This window comes from Streptococcus mitis (genome assembly GCF_002096845.1).
GTDB classification, from domain to species: domain Bacteria; phylum Bacillota; class Bacilli; order Lactobacillales; family Streptococcaceae; genus Streptococcus; species Streptococcus mitis_A.
Map to the genome: position 1 here is coordinate 113,566 of NZ_NCVK01000018.1, position 19,263 is coordinate 132,828.

General features: G+C 41.9%; 14 protein-coding genes and 1 tRNA gene. 3 read left to right on the forward strand and 12 right to left on the reverse strand.

What is annotated here, in order from left to right; translation table 11 throughout:
* Positions 1-54: 54 nt before the first annotated feature.
* Together uvrB and B7695_RS05590 are read right to left on the reverse strand one after the other, a co-directional pair.
* A complete protein-coding gene (uvrB, locus tag B7695_RS05585) occupies positions 55-2,043 on the reverse strand; it encodes an excinuclease ABC subunit UvrB (protein ID WP_084890296.1) in 1,989 nt (662 codons plus the stop codon).
* Positions 2,044-2,119: 76 nt separating this feature from the next.
* Entirely contained in the window at positions 2,120-3,073 is a 954-nt protein-coding gene (locus tag B7695_RS05590; RefSeq protein ID WP_084890299.1) for a CPBP family intramembrane glutamic endopeptidase, read from the reverse strand.
* A gap of 171 nt (positions 3,074-3,244) precedes the next feature.
* Between B7695_RS05590 and B7695_RS05595 the strand changes: the two genes are divergently transcribed.
* From B7695_RS05595 to zwf, 3 genes are all read left to right on the forward strand, one after another.
* Positions 3,245-5,410, forward strand: a complete 2,166-nt coding sequence (locus tag B7695_RS05595; RefSeq protein WP_084890301.1) for an ABC transporter substrate-binding protein/permease — start codon at positions 3,245-3,247, stop codon at positions 5,408-5,410.
* On the forward strand, positions 5,410-6,150 hold the full coding sequence (locus B7695_RS05600) for an amino acid ABC transporter ATP-binding protein (protein WP_084887071.1): 741 nt from the start codon (positions 5,410-5,412) through the stop codon (positions 6,148-6,150). Before B7695_RS05595 ends, B7695_RS05600 begins: the two co-directional genes overlap by 1 nt.
* Before the next feature lie 151 nt (positions 6,151-6,301).
* The gene (gene zwf, locus B7695_RS05605) at positions 6,302-7,789 is read left to right on the forward strand and encodes a glucose-6-phosphate dehydrogenase (protein WP_084890303.1); all 1,488 of its coding nucleotides are present in this window, start codon (positions 6,302-6,304) and stop codon (positions 7,787-7,789) included.
* 42 nt (positions 7,790-7,831) lie between these two features.
* Here zwf and ftsY read toward each other — a convergent pair whose 3' ends face one another.
* From ftsY to leuC, 10 genes are all read right to left on the reverse strand, one after another.
* Positions 7,832-9,121, reverse strand: coding sequence for a signal recognition particle-docking protein FtsY (ftsY, locus tag B7695_RS05610; RefSeq protein WP_084890305.1), 1,290 nt, complete (start codon positions 9,119-9,121; stop codon positions 7,832-7,834).
* 3 nt (positions 9,122-9,124) lie between these two features.
* Positions 9,125-9,943: a Cof-type HAD-IIB family hydrolase gene (locus tag B7695_RS05615; RefSeq protein WP_084890308.1), complete on the reverse strand. Its 819-nt coding sequence runs from the start codon at positions 9,941-9,943 to the stop codon at positions 9,125-9,127.
* Complete coding sequence (locus tag B7695_RS05620; protein ID WP_084890310.1) at positions 9,943-10,737, reverse strand: Cof-type HAD-IIB family hydrolase; 795 nt, start codon at positions 10,735-10,737, stop codon at positions 9,943-9,945. Before B7695_RS05620 ends, B7695_RS05615 begins: the two co-directional genes overlap by 1 nt.
* Positions 10,734-14,273, reverse strand: a complete 3,540-nt coding sequence (smc, locus tag B7695_RS05625) for a chromosome segregation protein SMC (RefSeq protein ID WP_084890313.1) — start codon at positions 14,271-14,273, stop codon at positions 10,734-10,736. The genes B7695_RS05620 and smc overlap by 4 nt, the downstream gene beginning before the upstream one ends.
* Positions 14,264-14,962, reverse strand: a complete 699-nt coding sequence (rnc, locus tag B7695_RS05630) for a ribonuclease III (protein ID WP_084890315.1) — start codon at positions 14,960-14,962, stop codon at positions 14,264-14,266. Before rnc ends, smc begins: the two co-directional genes overlap by 10 nt.
* A gap of 183 nt (positions 14,963-15,145) precedes the next feature.
* Positions 15,146-15,217: transfer RNA gene (locus tag B7695_RS05635), tRNA-Arg, on the reverse strand.
* A 66-nt stretch (positions 15,218-15,283) separates the two neighbouring features.
* Entirely contained in the window at positions 15,284-16,270 is a 987-nt protein-coding gene (locus B7695_RS05640; protein ID WP_084890318.1) for a GMP reductase, read from the reverse strand.
* A gap of 199 nt (positions 16,271-16,469) precedes the next feature.
* Positions 16,470-17,249, reverse strand: a complete 780-nt coding sequence (locus tag B7695_RS05645) for an L-threonylcarbamoyladenylate synthase (protein WP_084890320.1) — start codon at positions 17,247-17,249, stop codon at positions 16,470-16,472.
* A 27-nt stretch (positions 17,250-17,276) separates the two neighbouring features.
* Positions 17,277-17,870 carry a 3-isopropylmalate dehydratase small subunit gene (leuD, locus tag B7695_RS05650; protein WP_084890322.1) on the reverse strand — a complete coding sequence of 198 codons (594 nt, stop codon included), beginning with the start codon at positions 17,868-17,870 and terminating at the stop codon, positions 17,277-17,279.
* Between the two features lie 9 nt (positions 17,871-17,879).
* Positions 17,880-19,262 (reverse strand): 3-isopropylmalate dehydratase large subunit, encoded by a 1,383-nt coding sequence (leuC, locus tag B7695_RS05655; protein ID WP_084890324.1) that lies wholly within the window; start codon positions 19,260-19,262, stop codon positions 17,880-17,882.
* Position 19,263 lies beyond the last annotated feature (1 nt).

The window sequence follows — 19,263 nt, forward strand, 5'->3', positions numbered from 1 at the left end:
TATACTATAATTTCTTATAAACTTTATTCAACCTTAAAAAATTTAGTTTAATTCCTAATCCAACGCCTTGACTTCCAGCATCATATCACGTATCTGAGCTGCGAGTTCAAAGTCAAGCACTTCGACGGCTTCTTGCATTTGTTTTTCAAGTTTCTTGACAAGCTCTTTGCGCTCTTGTTTGTTGAGGCTATTGATGTCAACTTCCTTGTCTTCTTCCTTAGCAACTGCCTTGGTCACAGCAATCAGGTCACGGATTTCCTTCTTGATTGTCTGAGGTACAATACCATGTTCTTCATTATAAGCCATCTGGATTTTACGACGACGGGCCGTTTCATCAATGGCACGTTGCATAGACTGAGTCACAGTGTCCGCATACATGATGACATGCCCTTCACTGTTACGAGCAGCACGACCAATGGTCTGGATAAGACCACGTTCATTACGAAGGAAACCTTCCTTGTCAGCATCAAGAATGGCTACGAGACTCACTTCAGGAACGTCAATTCCTTCACGGAGGAGGTTGATTCCGACCAAGACATCAAAGACACCCAAGCGCAGGTCACGGATAATCTCCGTCCGTTCCAAGGTCTTGATATCAGAGTGCATGTACTTGACCTTGATCCCCATTTCCTTAAAGTAGTCGGTCAAGTCCTCTGCCATTTTCTTGGTCAAGGTTGTGATAAAGGTACGCTCATTTTTTTCAACACGGGCATTAATTTCGCCTAAGAGATCATCAATCTGTCCCATTGTTGGACGAACTTCCACCTCAGGATCCAAAAGACCTGTCGGACGAATAATTTGCTCAATCACTGTCTCGGTCTGTTCATTTTCATAGTCACCAGGTGTCGCTGAAACGTAAACAATCTGATGCACATGGCTTTCAAACTCTTCGCGACGTAAAGGTCGATTGTCCAAAGCTGATGGCAAACGGAAACCATAATTAACCAGCATTTCCTTACGAGAACGGTCTCCATTGTACATGCCCTTGATTTGTCCCATGGTCATGTGACTTTCATCAATCATAATCAAGAAATCATCTGGGAAAAAGTCAAGAAGCGTATAAGGAGGCTCACCTTCGCTACGTCCATCCATGTGACGTGAATAGTTTTCAACCCCGTTGGTATAGCCCATCTCACGCAACATCTCAATATCATACTCTGTCCGCTGTTTCAAACGTTGGGCTTCAAGCAATTTGCCTTCCTTTTCAAAGACAGCTAGTTGCTCTTCTAATTCTGCTTGAATCTTGGCAATGGCAACTTCCATATGGTCGTCATTGGTCACAAAGTGAGTAGCTGGGAAAATCGCCAAATGATCCACTTCTCCCAAGACCTGACCTGTCAAAGCTTCAACCTCACGAATACGGTCAATTTCGTCTCCAAAGAATTCTACTCGAAAGGCGTGTTCATCACGGGAAGCTGGGAAAATCTCCACCACATCTCCACGCACACGAAATCTTCCCCGTTGGAAATCAATATCATTACGTTCAAACTGGATATCGACCAAGTCATTTAAGAGTTTATCACGAGAAATTTCAAGACCTGGACGTAGACTCACGACACTATCAGCGTATTCCTTGGGCGAACCCAAACCATAGATACAAGAGACTGAGGCCACGACAATAACATCATTACGCTCCAGAAGAGCCGAAGTCGCTGAGTGACGAAGCTTGTCAATCTCGTCATTGACAGAACTATCCTTCTCAATATAGGTATCGCTAGAAGGTACATAGGCTTCTGGCTGGTAATAGTCATAGTAGGATACGAAGTACTCAACAGCATTTTCAGGGAAAAATTCTTTAAACTCCCCATAGAGCTGTCCTGCCAGAGTCTTATTGTGGGCGATGACCAGAGTTGGTTTATTGGCTTTGGAAATAACCTGACTCATGGTATAGGTCTTCCCTGTTCCAGTCGCCCCCATCAGAATCTGAGCTTTTTCTCCACCCTCGATATTATCAACCAACTGCTCAATAGCTTGAGGTTGGTCTCCTGATGGTTGATATTTTGATACTAGTTTAAATTGATTATCTGTAATGCGATTGATCATAAGAATCCTCTTTCGATGTGCTATTCCTATTTTAGCATACTTGTAGCATTTTCACGAAGAAAAGGACAGACCGAAGTCACATCCTTTCATTTTCTTTCTTAAATTGGTAAGCGAGATAGACAATCAGCAGTAGCAAGACCAGACTTGTCATGATAGATCCTTCTATCCCAAAAGAGCCACCTGATAGCCAGCCTTGATCGCCTTGTGGTAAAAAGGTCATTAGCGATGTTCCCGACGGCTGACCACTAACTAAAATCCCAAATAAATTTCCTTGAGCAAAATTCCAAGCCCCATGAATACCTGCAACACCCCAAACTGTATCGGTTTTGAGGAGGTAAAGTGACATGGCAACTCCGAATAAGAAGAGATTCACTAGAGATAGTGGTGTTAGACCAGAATTTCCCACATGAAGCAGGGTAAAAAGTACGCTAGATATGACAACAGCAAGTTTTAAATTGGTTCTTGAAGCCAACTGAGGAAGGAGCCATGCACGGGACACCACTTCTTCTGCTGTTCCCTGTAAAATCCAAAATGGGATAGTAAAGACAACAAAGGCAAGCGAATACGGATTCAAGTGAATGGACTCCAAACGATATTGCCCCAAGGCCACTAAACCTAACAAAGTAAGAAGAAAAAGTGCCAGACCTAGCCCAAATCCCTTAAGGAGATTACTGAGGAAATTTTCTCTATAAAATCCCAAGGTTCGAATAGGTCTTTTCTCAACTTTTCTAGTCCATCTGAACACAGTGTTGAGAATAAAACCAAAGGCCAGCAATTCTAAAATTAAACGAAAATCACCTGTTTTATCCGTCAAGCTCTGATGCAAGGTCTGCAAGTAGGTTGCAAGATTTTGACCAGCCTCTCCAAAATTTCTAGCAAGTCCGATGAGAGCTAAGAAACTAATACCATACAGAGTATAAGCCACAAACTCTCCTATGAAGACAAAAGCAAAGGCTAACAAGGGGCTTGTGTAAATGTTTAAACTCATTTTTGAAGCTTGGAAGTCTTTAAATATTCTTTTGTTCTTCATATCCTCGTCCTCTTTTCTTCTATATATACTATTATTATAGCACTTTTTAATAGCAATTCAAGAAAGAAAAGGAAAAACCAATGTTATATTTTCTGACACAAAAATATAAAAATTTGCCTTTTTTTAATTTTTCTGATATAATGGGAAAATATTCGGAAAAGGAGACTAAAAATGAAGAAAAAATTTCTAGCATTTTTGCTAATTTTATTCCCAATTTTCTCATTAGGTATTGCCAAAGCTGAAACGATTAAGATTGTTTCTGATACCGCCTATGCACCTTTTGAGTTTAAAGATTCAGATCAAACTTATAAAGGAATTGATGTTGACATTATCAACAAAGTCGCTGAGATTAAAGGGTGGAACATTCAGATGTCCTATCCTGGATTTGACGCAGCGGTCAATGCGGTTCAAGCTGGTCAAGCTGACGCTATCATGGCAGGGATGACAAAGACTAAAGAACGTGAAAAAGTCTTCACCATGTCTGATACTTACTATGATACAAAAGTTGTCATTGCAACTACAAAGGCACACAAGATTAGCAAGTACGACCAATTGTCTGGCAAAACTGTTGGTGTTAAAAACGGAACAGCCGCTCAACGTTTCCTAGAAACGATTAAAGATAAATACGGCTTTACTATTAAAACATTTGACACTAGTGATTTGATGAACAACAGCTTGAGTGCTGGTGCCATCGATGCCATGATGGATGACAAACCTGTTATCGAGTATGCCATTAACCAAGGGCAAGACCTTCATATTGAAATGGATGGGGAAGCTGTAGGTAGCTTTGCTTTCGGTGTTAAAAAAGGAAGCAAATACGAGCACCTAGTTACTGAATTTAACCAAGCCTTGGCTGAAATGAAAAAAGATGGTAGCCTTGATAAAATCATCAAGAAATGGACTGCTTCATCATCTTCAGCAGTGCCAACTACAACTACTCTAGCAGGATTAAAAGCCATTCCTGTTAAAGCTAAATACATTATTGCAAGTGATTCTTCTTTTGCACCTTTTGTTTTCCAAAATTCAAGCAACCAATTTACTGGTATTGATATGGAATTGATTAAGGCAATCGCTAAAGACCAAGGTTTTGAAATTGAAATCATCAACCCTGGTTTCGATGCCGCTATCAGTGCTGTTCAAGCTGGACAAGCTGATGGTATCATTGCTGGTATGTCTGTTACAGATGCTCGTAAGGCAACTTTTGACTTCTCAGAATCCTACTACACTGCTAATACTATCCTTGGTGTCAAAGAATCAAGTACCATTACTTCTTATGAAGATTTGAAAGGGAAGACAGTTGGTGTTAAAAACGGAACTGCTTCTCAAACCTTCCTAACAGAAAATCAAAGCAAATACGGCTATAAAATCAAAACCTTCGCTGATGGTTCTTCAATGTATGACAGTTTAAACACTGGTGCCATTGATGCCGTTATGGATGATGAACCTGTTCTCAAATATTCTATCAGCCAAGGTCAAAAATTGAAAACTCCAATCGCTGGAACTCCAATCGGTGAAACAGCCTTTGCCGTTAAAAAAGGAGCAAATCCAGAATTGATTGAAATGTTCAACAACGGACTTGCAAACCTTAAAGCAAACGGAGAATTCCAAAAGATTCTTGACAAATACCTAGCTAGCGAATCATCATCTACTTCAACAAGCACGGTTGATGAAACAACTATCTGGGGCTTGCTTCAAAACAACTACAACCAACTCCTTAGCGGACTTGGTATCACTCTTGCTCTAGCTCTTATCTCATTTGCTATTGCCATTGTTATCGGGATTATCTTCGGTATGTTTAGCGTTAGCCCATACAAATCTCTTCGCATCATCTCTGAGATTTTCGTTGACGTTATTCGTGGTATTCCATTGATGATTCTTGCAGCCTTCATCTTCTGGGGAATTCCAAACTTCATCGAGTCTATCACAGGCCAACAAAGCCCAATTAACGACTTCGTAGCTGGTACTATTGCCCTCTCACTCAATGCAGCGGCTTATATCGCTGAAATCGTTCGTGGTGGTATTCAGGCCGTTCCTGTTGGTCAAATGGAAGCCAGCCGAAGCTTGGGTATTTCTTATGGAAAAACCATGCGCAAGATTATCTTGCCACAAGCAACTAAATTGATGTTGCCAAACTTTGTCAACCAATTCGTTATCGCTCTTAAAGATACAACTATCGTATCTGCTATTGGTTTGGTTGAACTCTTCCAAACTGGTAAGATTATCATTGCCCGTAACTACCAAAGTTTCAAGATGTATGCAATCCTTGCTATCTTCTATCTTGTAATTATCACACTTTTGACTAAACTAGCGAAACGCTTAGAAAAGAGGATTCGTTAATGGCAAAATTAAAAATTGATGTAAATGATTTACACAAAAGCTACGGAAAAAATGAAGTTTTAAAAGGAATTACGACCAAGTTCTATGAAGGAGATGTTGTTTGTATCATCGGTCCTTCAGGTTCTGGTAAGTCAACCTTCCTTCGTAGCCTTAATCTTCTAGAAGAAGTTACGAGCGGTCACATCACTGTGAACGGTTATGACTTAACTGAAAAAACAACTAACGTTGACCACGTCCGTGAAAATATCGGGATGGTGTTCCAACACTTCAATCTCTTCCCACACATGTCTGTTTTGGACAACATCACCTTTGCTCCTATTGAGCACAAGTTGATGACTAAGGAAGAGGCTGAGAAATTGGGAATGGAGTTGCTTGAAAAGGTTGGACTAGCAGATAAAGCTAATGCCAACCCAGATAGCCTATCAGGTGGTCAAAAACAACGTGTGGCCATCGCTCGTGGACTAGCAATGAATCCAGACATCATGCTCTTTGATGAACCAACTTCTGCCCTTGACCCTGAAATGGTCGGAGACGTACTAAACGTTATGAAGGAATTGGCTGAACAAGGCATGACCATGATTATCGTGACCCATGAGATGGGATTTGCTCGTCAGGTTGCCAACCGTGTTATCTTTACTGCAGATGGCGAGTTCCTAGAAGACGGAACACCTGACCAAATCTTTGATAACCCTCAGCACCCTCGTCTGAAAGATTTCTTGGACAAGGTCTTAAACGTCTAATACTCAAACTGTAAGGATTTCCTTGCAGTTTTTTTCTATCTCGTATTGGATTTTTTGATTTTTAGGAAAATTATGTTAGAATTAAGTTTATGAAATGAGGTTTCCTCATACCTAGCAAGACTAGGAATAAAAATAGAAATTAGGTAGCTAGATGTCATCTAAGGTTATTGTTACAATTTTCGGTGCGAGTGGAGACCTGGCTAAACGCAAGCTCTACCCTTCCCTATTTAGACTATATAAATCCGGCAATCTTTCCAAGCACTTTGCAGTCATTGGAACTGCTCGTCGTCCTTGGAGCAAGGAATATTTTGAATCTGTTGTAGTCGAATCCATCCTTGATTTGGCAGATAGTACCGAACAGGCTCAAGAGTTCGCTAGCCACTTCTACTATCAAAGTCATGATGTCAATGATACAGAACACTACATTGCTCTACGTCAATTGCAGGCTGAACTAAATGACAAGTACCAAGCTGAACACAACAAGCTCTTCTTCTTGTCTATGGCACCTCAGTTCTTTGGAACTATCGCAAAACACCTCAAGTCTGAAAACATTGTGGATGGTAAAGGTTTTGAACGCTTAATCGTTGAAAAACCATTTGGTACAGATTACGCAACTGCAAGCAAGTTGAATGACGAGCTCCTAGCAACATTTGACGAAGAACAAATTTTCCGTATTGACCATTATCTTGGTAAGGAAATGATCCAAAGCATCTTTGCAGTCCGCTTTGCAAACTTGATTTTTGAAAACGTTTGGAACAAGGACTTTATCGACAATGTTCAAATTACCTTTGCGGAGCGCTTGGGTGTAGAAGAACGTGGTGGCTACTATGACCAATCTGGTGCCCTCCGCGACATGGTACAAAACCATACACTACAACTGCTTTCTCTCCTTGCCATGGACAAACCAGCAAGCTTCACAAAAGATGAAATTCGTGCTGAAAAGATTAAGGTCTTTAAAAACCTCTATCATCCAACTGATGAAGAGCTTAAAGAACACTTTATCCGTGGTCAATACCGCTCTGGTAAGATTGATGGTATGAAATATATCTCTTATCGTAGCGAGCCAAATGTCAATCCAGAATCTACAACAGAAACCTTTGCATCTGGTGCCTTCTTTGTAAACAGCGATCGCTTCAGTGGTGTTCCATTCTTCTTCCGTACTGGTAAACGACTGACTGAAAAAGGAACTCATGTCAACATCGTCTTTAAACAAATGGATTCTATCTTTGGAGAACCACTTGCTCCAAACATTTTGACCATCTATATCCAACCAACAGAAGGCTTCTCTCTTAGCCTAAATGGAAAGCAAGTAGGAGAAGAATTTAACTTAGCTCCGAACTCACTGGATTACCGTACAGATGCGACAGCAACTGGTGCTTCTCCAGAACCATACGAAAAATTAATTTATGATGTCCTAAACAACAACTCAACTAACTTTAGCCACTGGGATGAAGTTGGTGCGTCATGGAAATTGATTGACCGTATCGAAGAACTCTGGGCTGAAAATGGTGCCCCACTTCATGACTATAAAGCTGGAAGCATGGGACCTCAAGCAAGCTTTGACTTACTTGAAAAATTCGGTGCCAAATGGACTTGGCAACCAGATATCGCCTATCGTCAAGATGGTAGACTAGAATAAAAAATTTCCTGCAAGATAACCTTGCAGGATTTTTGCTTCTGATTAGATTAAGCCTTCCAAGAGACCTTTCATAAAGTTTTCTGAGTTAAATTCTCCAATATCATCGATTTTTTCACCAAAACCAATCAATTTTACAGGAATATTAAGTTCTTCACGGATGGCTAAAACAACACCACCTCGAGCAGTTCCGTCAATCTTAGTCAAGACAATTCCTGTTAAAGGAGTGATTTTTGAAAATTCTTTGGCCTGTACCAGGGCATTTTGACCTGTTGATGCATCAAGAGCCAAGAAGGTTTCATGCGGTGCTTCTGGCACCACACGTTTGATGATGCGACCAATCTTTTCCAATTCTGCCATTAAGTTTTCTTTGTTTTGCAAACGACCAGCAGTATCAATCATGAGAATATCGATACCTTCAGACACGGCACGTTCCATTCCATCAAAGACTACACTAGCTGGGTCAGCTTTTTCAGGTCCAGTCACAACTGGAACGTCAACACGACGGCCCCATTCAGCAAGCTGGGCTACTGCTCCTGCACGGAAGGTATCTGCCGCAACCAACATGATCTTCTTACCAGCTTGTTTGTAGCGGTGGGCTAGTTTCCCGATAGAGGTTGTTTTCCCAACACCATTAACCCCAACAAAGAGCATAACTGTCAATCCCTCTTGGAAGTGGATATTTTCATTGTAGTTGCCATCCTTTTCATAAAGCTCAACCAATTTCTCAATGATGACACGACGAAGTGCGTCAGGTTTCTTGGCGTTTTCAAGCTTGGCTTCGTAGCGTAACTCCTCTGTTAAGTTAGAAGCGACCTGTACACCAACGTCACTCATGATCAGCAACTCTTCCAGTTCCTCGAAGAATTCCTCGTCAACAGAACGGAAATTAGCAAAGAAGGCATTCAAGCGAGCTCCGAAGTCTGTACGAGTTTTCTTGAGACTGCGGTCATATTTTTCCTGAACACTTTCTTCTGCTTGAGACTTTTCTGCTTCAAGAACTTCAGAATTATTTTCGTTTGCAATCTCTTCAAGCTCAGGATTCTCTTCCTCTGGGACTTCTTGTGAGTTTGGCAATTCTTCTATTTCTTCTTGTTGAACTTCTACAGCTGGCTCTGAATCCTTATTTTCTTCAACTGTGTCTTGGATTTCCTCTTCTTGGAGCGCAACTTCTTCAGAACTTTCAATTTCTGCTTCTTCTTGAGAAACTTCCTCAGCTTCTGTAAGGGCAGGTTCAGTGTCTTCAGACAAATCAAGATTTTCCAGAGCTTCTTTTACAACTTCTTCGATTTTAGGTTCTTCTTTTTTTCCGAATAGACGGTCAAACAATCCCATATCTTAGTTCTCCTTTAGCACATATTCTTCGATAGCCCAGGCGACAGCTTCCTCATCATTGGTCATTGGAGTTACCACATTTGCGACTGCCTTGACTTCAGGAACAGCGTTTTGCATGGCAACACCGAGCCCTGCCCATTCAATCATAGAGAGGTCATTGGCCTCGTCACCACAAGCCATGACTTGGCTTTGGTCGATTCCAAGATGGCTGATTAGTTTTGCTAAACCTGTTGCTTTATGAACATTCTTTGGTGACCACTCTAGCAACATTTCACGTGATTTAAAGATTTCATATTGGTCAAACAATTCTGGAGAAATCTTCTGAATAGCTGCATCCAAGGGTTCTTGAGCAAAGGCAGTCACACATTTATTGTAAGTCATTTGACTAGACAAGTCTGCAAAGTCCACTGGAACAAAGGTCAAAGCTGGATTGAATTTGGCATAAAGACTTTCTTGGTCAGATTGGATTTGATAAACAGTTCCTTCTGAGATGGCGTCAAGAGGCAGTGATAATTTCTCTGTTTCCTCATACAAGCGTGCTACATCATCATATGAAAAGACTGTCTTATCAAGGATTTCACCTGTATTTTTCTGAACCAAACCACCATTAAAAGTAATCGTATACTCATCTTCGTGGCCGTCAGTCCCTAGCTCATGGAGAAAGAAAGCCATAGCTTTTAAAGGGCGACCAGTTGTCAATACGACCTTGATACCACGATCACGCGCAGCTTTCAAGGTTGCCTTGGTGCGATCCGTCAGCCTTTTATCAGTAGTCAGCAAGGTCCCATCCAAGTCCAATGCAATCAATTTTATATCTGCCATTATAAGCCCTCCATATAAGCTATAACCGACTGGTTCTTATGGTGACCAATCACAGTCTCTGCTAATTCTAAAATCTCTGGTCGTGCATTTTCAGGAGCCACAGGATGTCCCACAACCTGCATCATATGCAAGTCATTTAGATTGTCTCCAAAAGCCAGAACCTGATCCATTGTGATACCAAGTTTTTTAGCTAATTCAACAATGGCCACTCCCTTATCGACATAGTCCAGAACAATATCAATGGATTCAAAACCAGTTGTCATGGCCTTGACACCAGGAACATGTTCATTAACCCAAGCTTCTCCAGCTTCTAGCGTTTCTTCTGTGAAGTTGGTTGTAAATTTGAAAATGTCATCTGTGATATCTTCCAAACTCGCTACTTTTTGGATATTTTCATTATAGTGCTGACTCACTTTCAAATAGGTCTTATCAACCGTATCTAGCACATAAGATCCTTTTTTGCCCGTCAAGAGCAGTTTATTTATATCTACATAAGGTGACGTTTTCAGCTTTTCAAAAGTCGTCAAATAAAAATCACGAGACATGGTCGCTTCATACAAGTCCTGACCTCGATATTCTACCAAACTGCCATTTTCCGCAATGAAAATAATATCATCTCGAACATCAGCAAATAATTTTTCTAAAGACAGAAATCCACGCCCCGAAGCCACCGCAAAGTAAATCCCTTTTTCCTTGTAGGAAACCAAGAGAGACTTAAGGCGGTCCATATCAAAGTGCCCATTCCCATCTAGGAAGGTTCCGTCCATATCTGTTGCTACTAGTTTAATTGTCATCCTTCAATACTTTCTAAATCTTTTAACTTAACTGAAACAATTTTTGAGACACCTGATTCTTGCATAGTCACTCCATAGATAGAATCAGCCGCCGCCATGGTTCCCTTACGGTGGGTTACGACGATAAACTGGCTGTCCTTGTCAAAGCGGTTGAGGTAATCCCCAAAACGCTTAACATTAGCTTCATCCAGTGCAGCCTCTACCTCATCCAAGATAACAAACGGGATAGTCTTAACTCGAATGATAGAGAAGAGCAAAGCAAGAGCTGATAAGGCTTTTTCACCACCACTCATGAGGTTAAGCGACTGAATTTTCTTACCTGGTGGTTGGACTGAAATCTCAACCCCAGCTGTCAGCAAGTCTCCCTCAGTCAAAATCAGGTCTGCTTGACCTCCACCAAACATCTGCTTGAAGGTCACTTTAAAGGATTCACGAATAGCTTCAAAGGTTGATTTAAAGCGTTCCTTGACCTCATCATTCATCTCTGTAATGGTTTCAAGCAGCAAGTTTTTCGCTGATAAAATGTCATCTCGCTGACTATTGAGGAAATCCAGACGACTGTGAACTTCTTCGTACTGTTCAATAGCATCCAAATTGACAGGACCCAGTGAGCGAATAGCCTTCTCTAATTCCTGCACCTCTTGCTCCGCCAGATTGAGATTTTCCAACTCATGTGCTTTTTCTAGAGCTTCAGTATAGCTAATCTGATACTGGTCTGTTAATTGGCTTTGTAAATGGCGTAAGCGCTCGCTGACCTTTTCTTTCTTAGCTTCAGCACGTGTTTGCTTGCGAATCCACTCTTCATTCTGCTGACGTGCCTGGTCCAAATGACTGGAAATATCATCCAGCTGTCCTTCAATATCATCTAATTCAAACTGCTTGCGAATCAAACCTTGTTGAAGATTTGTTTTTTTCATTTTAGCTTCTTCGGCCTGCTGACTGAGCAAATCCGTATCAACTTTCTCAAGATTGTCAACCTTTTCTTGAAGAAGGCGCTGGATTTCCTCTTGCTCGATATCTAAATTGTCCAATTCCTTGCCTAAGCGCTCAATATCAGATACTTCATAACGTTTTTGCCCTTGCAGTTCTGTCTTAACCAAACGAGCTTGCGCTACCTCTTCCTGCAAGTTTTGATAGCGTTCTTGGATGGCGTTTTTGTTAGACTTAATCTCTTCAATCTCAGCTTCCAGATTTTGCTTGTCACTGGCGATTGTAGCAAGACGCTCTTGGCATTTTTCCTTATCTGCTTGCCAATCTCCCTCAGAAAGACGATTTAATTCCTCTTCTTGGAGTTTCCAAAGAGTTTCCAGTTCTTCAACTTGCTGACTGGTCTGCTGATAAGCGAGGGACAAGCCTTGCTCTTGAATACGTGCCTGCTCTCCTTGAGATTTAATAGCTTCTAATCTTTCTGTCAATCTAGCCATCTCCTCTTGCAAGGTCTTCAAACTCGCTTCTTCAGAACGCAAGCTTGCTTCTTCTTCAGCAATTTCTTTTTGCAATTGTTCCAGTTCTGGCTTGATGAAAATGCTGTTATTCTGGCGATTGGCACCACCTGCATAAGAACCACCTGTGCGCAACTCTGTGCCGTCCAAAGTGACCATACGAACCTGATAACGAACCTGGCGAGCAGCTGCACGCGCATGTTCTACTGTATCAAAAATCGCTGTCGTGGCTAGCAAGTTCTTGAAAATGGCTTCCAGTCTAGTATCGAAAGTAACTAACTCATCTGCCATGCCCAAAAATCCCGGACTTGCAGCAATAGCATCTTGGTTCTGGCTAGAAATCGTACGAGCCTTGATTGTTGTCAAAGGAAGGAAGGTTGCACGACCTGCTCTGTTTCGTTTGAGAAAATCAATCGCCTTGGTTGCCGACTCTTCATCTTCTACGATGATATGCTGACTGCTGGCTCCAAGCGCAATTTCTAGGGCAGTTTGATAATGCACATCAAAAGTCAGGTGCTCACTGACTGCACCAATAATCCCACCAAGACGGTCTTTTTCTTGGAGAACACTCTTAACACCTGCATAAAAGTTACTATGATTTCTCAGGATATTTTCCAAACTCTGAGCTCTGGCCTGCTTGTTTTTGAGATTATCCAGACGGTCAAAGAGTTGACTTTGTTGACCTTGATAGGAAGTTTTCTGCTCCTCTTGGTCCTTGGCAATAGCTTGATAGTCAGCCAATAATTTCTGAACCTGCTCCTTGGCAGTTTCAAGTTCAGCCTCTTGCTGACTCGCCTTTTCTTTAACTGTAGCCAGCTGTTCTTTCAGCTTTTCTAATTGATCTGCTTGTTTTTGAGAAAGCTGACGACTATTTTCCAACTCATTCTCGATACGGGTCAACTGGTTTGAAACATCGGCTTCTTCCTGTAAAAGCGCCACAAAGCGTTCACGTAATAGCTCAATCATCTGATCAGGATCATCTGAAAAAGCTAGTAATTCAGCCTCTAATCGATTGAGTTTTTTATTATTTTGGACTAGATTTTCATCTAACTGTGCCAAATTCGCTTCTTTTTCAGCTTTTTCCTTACTTAGAGACTTTCTCTTATCCTCTAAAGCAGCCAAACGGGCTTGTGCTTCCTGTTGATTCAGGGCTACTTGCTCAGATTCTAATTTCGATAAGGCTAATTTTCTCTCTAAATCACTAATCAGACTGGTCAAGTCCATCAAACTGCCTTGGTCTTTGGCCATTTCAGCCTGTAAATCTTGGCGTTGCTTTTTAAGAGTTTGATTTTCTTCTTCTAACTCTTCACGTTTTTGGTAATAACTAGTCAATAGTTCCTGAACCTGCGCCAACTCTTCTTCTGTAGAGTCTAGTTCAGCCTTATTTTCCTTGATTTGAGCAACCAATACATCCAAGTAAATAGTCTTACGTTGACCTTCCAAGTCTAGAAACTTACGGGCATTCTCAGCCTGCTTCTCAAGAGGCTTGATTTGATTGTCCAACTCGTAGATAATGTCCTCTAAGCGGTCTAGATTATCTTGAGTTTGCTGCAGCTTGCTCTCAGTTTCTTTTCTGCGAGTCTTGTATTTCAAAACTCCTGCAGCTTCTTCGAAAATAGCACGACGTTCTTCAGGCTTGGAATTGAAAATCTCCTCAACCTTCCCTTGGGAAATGATGGAGAAAGAATCTCGTCCCAAACCTGTGTCCAAAAAGAGGTCATGAATATCACGCAGACGGACTTTCTTGCCGTCAATCTTGTATTCGCTATCTCCACTACGATAGATATGGCGTTCCACCCTGATTTCTTGACCAGCATCCTTGATAAATCTGTCATGATTATCCAAAGTCACAACTACAGAAGCATAATTGAGCGGTTTGCGACTTTCAGTTCCAGCAAAGATGACATCTGGCATCTTGCCCCCACGGAGACTCTTAACACTTGATTCCCCCAAGGCCCAACGCAAACTTTCTGTAATATTCGACTTTCCAGATCCATTGGGTCCAACGACTGCCGTCACACCTTGATCAAAAACGACCTTGGTCTTGTCAGCAAAAGACTTGAATCCCTGAATTTCAATTTCCTTTAAATACATGAATCCAGCCCTTTCTCAACGGCATTTTTGGCAGCTTCCTGCTCTGCTAGTTTCTTAGAACGACCTTGACCTTGACCAATGCTCTTACCTTCGACAAGAACTTCCACATCAAAGACCTTATCATGGGCAGGACCCGTTTCAGAAATCACCTGATAACGGATAGCCACATCGCCATTGACCTGAAGTAACTCTTGGAGATGGGTTTTGTAGTCTGTAATCATCTCAAACTCGCCTGCTTCAACCTTAGGAATCATGACTTGATAGATAAATTCCTTGACCTTGGCCACATCCTTATCCAAAAGAAGGGCACCAAGAAAGGCTTCAAAGGCGTCACCAAGAATGGTGTCACGATTGCGACCACCAGATTTTTCTTCTCCCTTACCAAGTTTGATAAACTGATCAAACTGGCAATCACGCGCAAAACCAGCCAAACTCTCCTCGCGGACAATCATGGCACGGAGTTTAGACAGGTCACCCTCAGGCTTTTTAGGATATTTTTTATACAGATATTCTGAAATCAATAACTGTAGAACAGCGTCTCCTAAAAATTCCAAGCGCTCATTGTGTGAAATTTTTAAGAGGCGGTGCTCATTGGCATAACTCGTATGAGTAAAGGCAGTCTCCAGTAAATTTTTGTCTGCAAATTCGATTGCAAAACGGTTCTTTAGTACAGTTTGTAATTCTTTCATACCAACCTCTTTCTAACTGATAACAGTCCTTTTTATTATATCAAAAAAAGCCCCCTGAGTCACTTTAAAACGGGACTGGAGGAGATTTGGGCATTCTATAGAATATGATTTTCAGTTTTAGGTGCAAATTTGAGACGGTGGAAAGAAAAAAAACCTATTAAAGGCTTTTTTAGGCTATTTACATCCACCCTGAGGGAATCGAACCCCCATCTCAAGAACCGGAATCTTACGTGATATCCATTACACTAAGGGTGGAAACTTGTTTTATTATAACAGAAATTTGCTCTAATAACAAGTTTTTTTCTAGTGAGATAGGCCGTCTTAGTGGGAAGCATCCCCATTCCAGATGGAGTTTTTCACGATAACATAATCAACATGTTTAAGGTCAGCAACCTGACGTCCACCTGCATAAGAAATGGCACTTTGAAGGTCTTGTTCCATCTCAGTCAAAGTATCTTGCAAATGACCTTTGGCAGGAAGCAAGATACGTTTTCCTTCCACGTTTTTATAAGCTCCTTTTTGGTATTGTGAAGCTGAACCGTAGTACTCTTTGAACTGTTCACCATCAACTTCAATCGTTTTCCCTGGACTTTCGATGTGTCCTGCAAAGAGGGAACCAACCATAACCATACTGGCACCAAAACGGATAGACTTGGCAATATCACCGTGAGTACGGATTCCACCATCAGCGATAATTGGTTTACGCGCAGCCTTGGCACACCAGCGGAGAGCAGCCAACTGCCAACCACCTGTACCAAAACCAGTCTTGACCTTGGTGATACAAACCTTACCAGGACCGATTCCAACCTTAGTCGCATCCGCACCAGCATTTTCCAATTCACGCACAGCTTCTGGTGTTCCCACATTTCCAGCAATGACAAAGGTATCTGGCAATTCTTTCTTGATATGTTGAATCATAGAAATTACGCTATCCGCATGACCGTGGGCAATGTCAATCGTAATGTACTCAGGAGCATCAGCCTTGAGCTGGCTAACAAAATCATACTCATAGTCCTTAACACCTACAGAGATAGAAGCAATGAGACCTTGCTCATGCATTCGTTTAATAAAAGGAATGCGTCCTGCCTCATCAAAACGATGCATAATGTAGAAGTAACCACCTTTAGCCAGTTGCTCTGCTACATTTTCATCCAAAATCGTCTGCATATTAGCTGGCACAACAGGTAGTTTAAAGGTGTGCTTTCCTAAAGTGACACTTGTATCCGCTTCTGCACGGCTTTTAATCACACATTTATTTGGAATCAATTGAATATCTTCGTAATCAAAAATTGGAAATTCATTTAACATATCGATGTCTCGTTTCTTTTGTAATGACCTACCTATGCTTGCGCATCCCTACGTCTTTTCTGACGTTTCCTTAATTAATTATAAATCAAAGTACAGTTTTTGTCAAATAATTTTATAAATTAAAATATATCGTTCGTGTTTTACTTTTGTTAAAAACAAAAGAAAGGAGAGATTATTTTCTCCCCAGTTCTTCTACATTCTAATAATACTCGCCCTGACGGTAGTCCCATGAGTTAAAGGTGTCTGACAGGTGAATCATAATCTTATCAATGTCAAGCCCTTTGCGGATTACAACTGGAGCTGGTGAAGTTGAACGTGCTCCTCCTTGTTCTGGGATGAGTTTGCCGTCTTTATCAACCATAGAGACCATCACACCTTGCTCATAGCGAGTTTCAATCGTTTTGTCTGGTTGGATAGAAGCAACATAGTCGTCTGCTTCAATGACAAGGTCCACTGCTCCTTCGATACGTTCTCCAATACCTTCAACCTTACCACGGTTTCCTTTACCAGATGGGTTAGCAGATGAGGCATAAACCATCTTGCCTTCTCCCCAAAGTTTAGCAGCTAATTGTTCACCAGCTTTCCCGAATTTGATAACAAAACAGCTAGTACCACGCACGTCAGTCATGAGTTCTTCACGGCCATCACCGTATGCTTTCAGTTGTTCAAAGGCTTCTGGTTTCCAAGGAAGGATACAACCAAGAAGAATATCTTCGTCCCAATGTTTTTGGTAGAAGGCTTCAATTTCTGAATTGAGTTGTGCTAAAGCACGAAGCTCATCCATGCTACCGCAGAGAACAACACCTGGTTTGTTACGGTTACGCTCTTTAGCTGCGAACTTACGCTCAAGTCCTGCCTTATCGCTAGTCATGATGATGTAACCAACTTTAGTAGGGCAAACGATACATCCGCCCTCACCTTTTAAAATATCATAGCCTTCTTGTGAAAGTGTTCCGTTCCATTGAATGTGTTTTGTCATAGTTATATTTCCTTTTCTATTTTTCTTCTAATCCTGCCAGTAGGCTGGTCGTTGTTTTTCATAAGCAGCAATCAAATCTTCATACTGCAAGGTAATACCGATATCATCCAAACCATTTAAGAGCTTGTGTTTCCACTCGCTATCGATTTCAAAAGTGAATTCTCCAACTGCTGAGATGATTTTTTGTTGTTCCAAGTCCACAGTTACCTGGTCACTTGGTTTTAGCTGGGCTAGTTTCTCTCTAACCTCTCTGGGCTGAACAATAGGTAACATGCCATTATTGAGTTCATTATTGTAATGAATATCCCCAAAAGACCCTGCAATCACAACCTTAAAACCATAGTCTGCTAAGGCCCAAGCTGCGTGTTCCCTCGAAGACCCTGCCCCAAAGTTATCCCCTGAGATGAGAATACTAGCTTTCCGATATTCAGGTCGGTTAAAGACAAAGTCTGGATCCTCAGTATACTTGTCATCTAGATAACGCCAAGCATACATAAGGTACTTACCAAAGCCTTTTTTATCAATTAACTTGAGAAACTGCTTGGGTAGGATTTGGTCGGTGTCGATATTATCATTCATAAGAGGAACGGTCGTTCCCGTATAAACTGTAAATTTCTCCATATCCTCTCCTTACTGGGCTTCTGGCATTTGTCGAACATCTACAAAGCGTCCTGCAATAGCTGCTGCTGCTGCCATGGCTGGACTGCAGAGGTGGGTCTTAGCACCAAAGCCCTGTCTGTCTTCAAAGTTGCGGTTGCTTGTTGAAGCGCAGTGGACACCATCAGGAACCTTGTCCGGATTCATTCCTAGGCACATAGAACAACCTGGGTCTCTCCACTCAAAGCCAGCATCTAGAAAGACCTTGTCCAAGCCCAACTTCTCAGCAGCTCGTTTGACAGGACGAGAGCCTGGGACTACGATTGCTGTTAGATTGGGAGCAATTTTCTTCCCTTTGACAAATCGCGCAGCCAGTTGCAAGTCGCTGAGACGAGCATTGGTACAAGAACCGATAAAGATATAGCCTAGTTCAATATCCGCTGGTTTTTGACCAGGCTCCAAACCCATATAATTATAGGCTCTCTCATCATTCATGTCCTTAATTTCTGGGAAGCTACTGTCAAAGTCAACCCCCATAGCAGGGTTGGTTCCCCAGGTAACCATAGGAGCAAGGTCTGAGACATCCATCTGGATAACCTTATCGTAAACAGCATTATCATCACTGACAATTGTTTTCCAATCAGCCACAGCCTCTTCAAAGTCCTCTGGAATACACTCGCGACCCTTGAGATAATCATAGGTGGTTTGGTCCGGATTCATGATTCCCATCTTAGAACCAAACTCGATGGACATATTGCAGATGGTCATGCGTTCTTCCATACTCAGTTCATCAATCGCTTGCCCACGATATTCCACAACATAGCCAACACCGCAAGCAACACCGTACTTGGCAATCAGGGCGAGAATGTAATCCTTAGAATAAACTCCTTTTTGAGGAACACCAGTGAATTCCACCAGCATTTTCTTGGGTTTGACCTGCCAGAGGGTCTGTGTCGCAAAGACATGTTCGACCTCACTGGTCCCAATTCCAAAAGCGATCGCTCCGAAAGCCCCGTGGGTTGCTGTATGGCTATCCCCACAGACGATAAATTTCCCTGGTTGGGTTCGTCCTGTCTCTGGACCCACCATGTGAACGATCCCCTGTTTTTCAGAACCGTGGGCCGCATGTTCAATCCCAAACTCCTCAACATTTTCAGCCAGCTTATCAATTTGCGCCTTGGAAATTACATCTCGAATATCGTAGATATTGACTGTCGGGACATTGTGGTCAAAGGTTCCAAATGTCAAGTCTGGTCGTCTCAATCTGCGACCTGCATCTCGTAGTCCTTGAAATGCTTGAGGGCTGGTCACTTCATGAATATAGTGCTGGTCCACATACATGAGTTGGGGCTGCCCCTCTTCTCCTGCGATGACATGACGGTCCCATAATTTATCAAAAATTGATTTTCCTGCCATC